We start from the raw sequence: 6,463 nt of genomic DNA on the forward strand, positions 1-6,463 counted from the left end.
CGTCCTGCTGAAAAAATCGTTCTTCAGCATCTACTCGAACGCCGGGCAGGACTTCGACGACGAAATCGCAAACGAAGAGCAGGACAAGAAGGAGGCGGCCGAAAAGGCAGCCATGAAGTACCACCGCATCAAGTCGGGCGACACGCTGGGCGCCATCGCCCGCAAGTACGGTACGACCGTGACAAACATCTGCCGACTGAACGGCATCAAGTCGACCACGACGCTGCGCATCGGACGCTCGCTGCGGGTGCGGTAGGCAGCGAAGTGCCGATGGGATACGGCACGGCTGCTCCCACACATAGACGAAAAAGGCCGGGGCTTTGGGGCCCCGGCCTCTTTTACTCGTCCCTGAGGAGAGCAATGCGGAATTCCGGTAAAACGGTTTGGTGCCGTTTATGCGACAGGAAGCCTCCGGAAAACGGCATGTTCCCGGGCGACAACCAAATTCGGGTAACAAGCAGCGCCCGGGCGAACCTATTTCTTATCCTGGATGGCGTCGATGGCGTCGATCACGGCTCCCCGGAAACGCTTGCGCTCCAGCTCCCCCACACCGACGATGGTCGTACCGCCGGGCGAACAGACGGCATCCTTCATCATGGCGGGATGCTGTCCCGTGGCGAGTTGCAGTTTTCCCGTACCGACGACCATCTGGCTGGCCATGCGATAGGCATCGGCACGCACGATGCCGTGCTTGACGGCAGCGTCGGCCAGCGCCTCGATGAACATCGCCACGAAAGCCGGGCCGCAACCGCAGACCGTCCCCGCAATGCCGAGCTGGGCAGTATCCACCGGTATCACGAGCCCCACGTGCGACAGCAACGCCTGCACCGACTGCCACTCGGCTTCGGACAGCGAATGGCGGCGTTCGCAGACGACGATACCCTCGCAGACGGCCACGGGCGTATTGGGAATCGTGCTGAGGTGATGCGTCCCCGGCGCGAGGATCTCCTCGTAGCGGTCGAACGTCATCCCGGCGGCTACCGAAACGACGACCTTGCCCGCCAGCATCCCTTTGACGGGGGCCAGCACGGCTTCGACCTGGTACGGTTTCACCGCCACGACCACCACGTCGGCAAACCCCGCGACTCCCGCGGCATCGTCGAAAGCGAGGAACCCGTGGGGTTCCGTATTACGGTGCAGCTTCGCCCGGTCGCGGGCGCATGCGCCGATCTGCCCGGGCTGCAAAGCCCCCGATGCGGCAAGCCCTGCGGCCAGGGCCTGCGCCATGTTTCCGAATCCGATAAATCCTACCTTCATATCATCATTGTTTGGAATAATCCCTCTCCCCGAATATCAGCGACCCGACACGCACCATCGTCGAGCCGCACTCGACGGCGATGGGGTAGTCGTGCGACATGCCCATCGACAGGATGTTGAACCGCGCCCCGAAATTGGGCTGCAACAGGTCGAAACAGCGCTTCAGCTCCCTGAAGTCGCGGCGTATCACCTCCCAGTCGTCGGTATTGGTCGCAATGCCCATCACGCCGCGTACGCAGATGTTCGGCATCTGCGCGAAAGGCGCCGTGCGGAGGTACTGCATCAGGTCATCCAGCTCCCAGCCCGATTTGCTCTCCTCGTCGGCGACGCGGATTTCGAGCAGTATCTCGATCGTGCGGCCGCATTTGGCGGCTTCGCGCTGGATGGTTTCGGCCAGCCGCGCACTGTCGACCGAATGGATCAGCGACACGAACGGGGCGATATACTTCACCTTGTTGGTCTGCAGGTGGCCGATCATGTGCCACTCGATATCCTTGGGCAGCACGTCGTATTTTTCACGCAGCTCCTGCGGACGGCTCTCGCCGAAAATGCGGTGCCCGGCATCGTAGGCCTCGCGGATCGCCCCGGCGGGGTGGGTCTTCGACACGGCGACCAGCGTGACATACTCGGGCAGGGTGCCGCGCACGAAGGACAATTGGTATGCTATCGACATAATCTATTCGGTTTTGGTGTGTAAAAATACGCAAAATTCGTACAAGACGAAACAAGCCCGGAAAAAATCCGGGCCTGCATACCGTTTTTATCCGTCCGGAATCCCGGACATGCTATCGGGCCAGTACGATTTCGGAGCAGGGGACGGCTCCGTCCAAGACCCGCTCCGAGCCGGACTCCATGTCGTAGACCCGGATCCGGTTGCCGCCGTCGCCGGTGTCGCAGAGCATGAACAGCTCCTCGGTCTTCCCGCCGTCATGGCGGACGGCGATCGAGCGGACGGTGCCCTGCACCGCCGCCAGCGTCCTGTCGAACTCCATCGACACGGGGTTATACAGACGCAGTTCGGTCACACCGCCCTTCGCCACGGCATAGCCGCCGACGGCGTAATAGGTCTCGCCGTCCTGCCCTTTGTCCAGCACTCCGAACGGCACCATCGCATCGGCCTGTTCGGCATCGCCCGTTTTTACGGCGTATCCCTCGCCGCTGCGGCCGGTAAGCACCAGCGGCGTATAACTATCCGGGGCAGTGTGTGCCGCGAGCAGGAGGTAACCGCCGTAGACGGTCACGAAAGGATTTTCGCCCAGCATCTCGGGCGCAATGTCCGAAGGCAGCATCCACGACGGGGGCACAGGTGCGACGTTGGTACGGGTCATATTCAACTCCATGAGGACGAGCCGGCCGGCCTCATGGCGCAGGAAGGCGGCGAAATCGGAGAGGGTGCCCGCGACGACGACATTGTCGTAGCCCGAATCCCGGAAATAACGCATCGTGAGGTCGTAGAACGCCGCAGCGCCGATATTTCCGCCGGGCGCGAGGCCGTAGATACGGTTCGAACCGGGGGTATTCACCACGCAGTGCATGCGGCGCAAAACGCCCAAGGTCTCAATGCGGGTTAGGTCGCCCGTCGTCAGGTCGATCCGGTCGATCCCGGTTTCGTCGCAATCGTACTGGGTGATGCCGTAGAGCGACGGCTCCTCGGGCGGGCGGCCGTCGGATACGGATATTTTACCCAGCGTCATGGCCTTGCCGCGGCGGAAGAGCTTCACCTCGGTCGTAGAGGCGGGGTAGCCTCCGGGGGCCAGGAACGTGATGTCCGATTCGGTACGTTCCGTCACGACGGCCCAGACACCGTCGGCATATCCTTCCGGGAGAGCCGCCTGCGACAGGGGCCACGCGATCCGCAGCATGATGTCGTCGTCGGCCTCGAAGCCGCGCGCCGCAACGGTCACCTCGTCGCCGGGCGCGAATAGCTGCGATGACGGGGGCATCACCACGTCGGTGACGAACGGCGCACCATCGCCCTCGTCCGTGGTACATGCCAGCAGGAAAAGCCCGAAAAAGGATAAAAACAATAGTTTCTTCATATAACCTACTATATAACAATTACATACCTCCGCACCGGGGGGGGGTATCCGCCGGAATGCAATGCGCTTGCATACGTCGTAAAGATACGACATAAAGCCCTAATATCCAAATAAAATGCGACATATCGTACCCGCTGCGTTTTGCCGTTTAGGATTTGTTTCGTACATTTGGGATCAAAACCGGAAAACCTATGAGAAAACTCCAGTATTGCCTCGCGGCGGCAGCCCTCTTCGCCTATGGCGCAGCCGCAGCCTGTACCAATTTCATCGTAACCAAAGGGGCATCGACCGACGGCTCGGCCATGGTCTCCTATGCCGCCGATTCGCACGCGCTCTACGGCGCCCTGTACCACACCCCCGGCGGGAAATTCAGGGCCGGGGCCATGCTGCCCGTCTACGAGTGGGACACGGGACGCTACCTGACGGACATCCCGCAGGCGGGCGAAACCTATTCGACCGTCGGCAACATGAACGAGCATTCGCTCATCATCGGCGAAACGACCTACGGAGGCCGCCCGGAACTGGAGGACTCGACAGGGCTGATCGACTACGGGTCGCTGATCTACATCACGCTCCAGCGCGCCAAGACCGCCCGCGAGGCGATCCTCACGATCGCCGAGCTGGCGAACACCTACGGATATGCCTCGAGCGGCGAGTCGTTCTCGATCGTCGACCCCGAAGAGGCGTGGATCATGGAGCTGATCGGCAAGGGCTACAAGGACGACGGCAAGGGCGGCAACGCCCGCAAGGGCATCGTATGGGTAGCCCGCCGCATCCCCGACGGCTATGTCTCGGCGCACGCCAACCAGGCGCGTATCACGACCTTCCCGAAGGACGACCCCGAGAACTGCCTCTATTCGCCCGACGTGGTGGCGTTCGCCCGCGAGATGGGTTACTACGACGGCACGGACGAGGATTTCAGTTTCTGCGAAGCCTACGCCCCGGCCGATTTCGGCGCGCTGCGAGGCTGCGAGGCCCGCGTGTGGGCATTCTTCCGCACGGTGGCCGACGGAATGGACAAATACGTGGACTATGCGATGGGGCACAATGCCGAAAACCGCATGCCCCTGTGGGTGAAACCCCGCACGAAGGTGTCGCCCAAGGTGGTCTTCGACTGCATGCGCGACCACTACGAAGGCACGCCGATGGACATGACCACCGACATAGGCGCCGGGGGCAGCGCCTGCCCCTACCGCTGGCGGCCGATGTATTTCGAGGTCGACGGCGTGGAATACTGCAACGAACGTGCGACGGCCACGCAGCAGACCGGCTTCTGGTTCGTGGCACAGGCACGCCCCGACGTGCCCGACAACATGGGCATCCTCTGGTTCGGCGTGGACGATGCGGCCACGTCGTGCCTGACGCCCATCTACTGCTGCACGCAGGGCGTCCCCGAGTGCCTGAGCGAAGGCAACGGTTCGATGCTCGAATATTCGCCGACGTCGGCGTTCTGGCTCTTCAACCGCGTTTCGAACTTCGCCTACATGCGTTACGACATGATCGCGGGCGACATCCGCAAGGTCGTGGACAAATGGGAAAACGAGGCGCTCCGCCTGGTGCGCGACGTCGATGCCGAGGCCATGACGCTCTCGCCCAAGGCCCGCGGCAAATTCCTCTCGGAGTTCAGCATCGCCACGGCGCAGCAGTTGTTCGACCGCTGGTCGAAGCTCGACAAGTACCTGCTGGTGAAATACATGGACGGCAACGTGAAAAGCGAACATGCGGGCGTGCTGGAATACCTCGACGGCAAGGGCGGCCCGGCGCATTTCGTGGACAACGGCAACGGCAAACAGATCCCCGACAAGATCCAGTTCCCGGGTTACAACGAGAAATGGAAGCGTGCCGTGGCGGCCGATAACGGTGAAGTACTGAAAGTCATCGACTAAAACTCCACAGAGAAAATGAAGGAGAAAATAAACAGGAGAACCACGATCCTCGTCGCTCTGTTTTTAATAACAACCGTTTTCATCGCTGCATCTTTATACGCCGTCTCAAATCGGCCTGCAGAAAACGCTAACCGGATAAGCGCATGCGACGATCCTACGCCGGACTCACTGCATGCAGATTCGGTATTCGAACAGGACTACACCCGGTTACCCGTCGATGAAGAGACGGAAATCGACATTTTGCTGCCGGCGGGATACAGGGGTTCGCAAGCCTCGGATTTCGACCATATGTATTCGGAATCTTGGTATGACTTTTATGAGGACGGCGCTGGTTATTTCGACCTGAAAAAAGCGGATTTAGAGATCGGAAACTCCTATGACGACTGCATTGGGGATTCGGTCGCGTATGTCGGTTCCGCCAGAGACGGTTTGCTGCTGATAAAGGGGATAAAACCTGCAGCAAGCGGTGTGGAAACCATGAAAGCGGAACAGGACAATGTTCCGGCAGGCGAGCAAATGGAATTTGAATTTCACGGCCGGAAGTATCGGCTGCGTGCAAGCGGAGTCAATACGGGCGACCAACCAGAGGGAGATGAAAGTTCGTGGGATACGGTAAAAAACTACAAACTCTATCTGTCGGAAGCAGGGTCGGGAAACGAGCAATTATTGATCGCCATGCCGGGATTCTGGGACACCAAAGCGCTCATTCTCTGGATCGGAGATTTGGATGCCGACGCAAAGCCGGACTTCGTCTTCGATGTTTCGGACGACTACGAATCCAAATGCGTAGTCTTGTTCTTATCGTCGAAAGCCGACGAATCTCAAATCGTAAAATGCGTAGGCCGGTCATATTATGCATTCGACTGTTAATACCGGGCCTCACAACCCGATAAAAGATCCGGGAGAGGGAAACGGTGCATGGCAGGAGTGGGAACGCCATATACTTTAAAACCGCACGGATTTCCATGAAACGAGTATGAAGATATCACTTAATAAAACCTCACAGACTCCATGAAATACGACATCATCATCGTGGGCAGCGGCCCGGGCGGTTATGTAGCGGCGATACGCGCTGCGCAGTTAGGTAAAAAGGTGGCGCTCGTGGAGCGTTCGGAACCGGGAGGCGTCTGCCTCAACTGGGGCTGCATCCCGACCAAGGCGCTGCTGAAAAGCGCACAGGTCTACACTTATTGCAAATCGGCCGAACATTACGGGATCTCACTCACGGGCGAGGTGCATCCCAATCTGGAAAAAATCGTGGCGCGCTCGCGCGGCGTGGCC

The 6,463-nt window shown here is 59.9% G+C and carries 7 protein-coding genes; 4 read left to right on the forward strand and 3 right to left on the reverse strand.

What is annotated here, in order from left to right; genetic code table 11:
• On the forward strand, window positions 1–256 hold a 256-nt coding region (locus tag QVP03_RS08660; RefSeq protein ID WP_288210718.1), incomplete at its 5' end, for a LysM peptidoglycan-binding domain-containing protein.
• Between the two features lie 218 nt (window positions 257–474).
• Here the strand turns inward: QVP03_RS08660 and proC are convergent.
• The 3 genes from proC to QVP03_RS08675 all read right to left on the reverse strand — a co-directional run bounded on the left by proC (window position 475) and on the right by QVP03_RS08675 (window position 3,296).
• Window positions 475–1,257 carry a pyrroline-5-carboxylate reductase gene (gene proC, locus QVP03_RS08665; protein WP_022333089.1) on the reverse strand — a complete coding sequence of 261 codons (783 nt, stop codon included), beginning with the start codon at window positions 1,255–1,257 and terminating at the stop codon, window positions 475–477.
• A gap of 4 nt (window positions 1,258–1,261) precedes the next feature.
• Window positions 1,262–1,930: a YggS family pyridoxal phosphate-dependent enzyme gene (locus QVP03_RS08670; RefSeq protein ID WP_022333090.1), complete on the reverse strand. Its 669-nt coding sequence runs from the start codon at window positions 1,928–1,930 to the stop codon at window positions 1,262–1,264.
• Between the two features lie 112 nt (window positions 1,931–2,042).
• Window positions 2,043–3,296, reverse strand: coding sequence for a WD40-like domain containing protein (locus QVP03_RS08675; RefSeq protein ID WP_055203407.1), 1,254 nt, complete (start codon window positions 3,294–3,296; stop codon window positions 2,043–2,045).
• A gap of 191 nt (window positions 3,297–3,487) precedes the next feature.
• Between QVP03_RS08675 and QVP03_RS08680 the strand changes: the two genes are divergently transcribed.
• From QVP03_RS08680 to QVP03_RS08690, 3 genes are all read left to right on the forward strand, one after another.
• Entirely contained in the window at window positions 3,488–5,182 is a 1,695-nt protein-coding gene (locus QVP03_RS08680) for a C69 family dipeptidase (protein WP_022333092.1), read from the forward strand.
• 15 nt (window positions 5,183–5,197) lie between these two features.
• Complete coding sequence (locus QVP03_RS08685) at window positions 5,198–6,052, forward strand: hypothetical protein (RefSeq protein ID WP_022333093.1); 855 nt, start codon at window positions 5,198–5,200, stop codon at window positions 6,050–6,052.
• Between the two features lie 141 nt (window positions 6,053–6,193).
• Window positions 6,194–6,463 (forward strand): FAD-dependent oxidoreductase (locus QVP03_RS08690; RefSeq protein ID WP_288210719.1); only part of this gene is annotated, 270 nt, incomplete at its 3' end.

Source organism: Alistipes sp. CAG:29, assembly GCF_000435435.1.
Lineage (GTDB): Bacteria > Bacteroidota > Bacteroidia > Bacteroidales > Rikenellaceae > Alistipes > Alistipes onderdonkii.

Excerpts from the sequence above, each read along its gene's own strand:
- QVP03_RS08680 (WP_022333092.1), top strand. The coding sequence starts at position 3,488 with ATGAGAAAACTCCAGTATTGCCTCGCGGCGGCAGCCCTCTTCGCCTAT.
- QVP03_RS08670 (WP_022333090.1), bottom strand. The coding sequence starts at position 1,930 with ATGTCGATAGCATACCAATTGTCCTTCGTGCGCGGCACCCTGCCCGAG.
- QVP03_RS08685 (WP_022333093.1), top strand. The coding sequence starts at position 5,198 with ATGAAGGAGAAAATAAACAGGAGAACCACGATCCTCGTCGCTCTGTTT.
- QVP03_RS08675 (WP_055203407.1), bottom strand. The coding sequence starts at position 3,296 with ATGAAGAAACTATTGTTTTTATCCTTTTTCGGGCTTTTCCTGCTGGCA.
- proC (WP_022333089.1), bottom strand. The coding sequence starts at position 1,257 with ATGAAGGTAGGATTTATCGGATTCGGAAACATGGCGCAGGCCCTGGCC.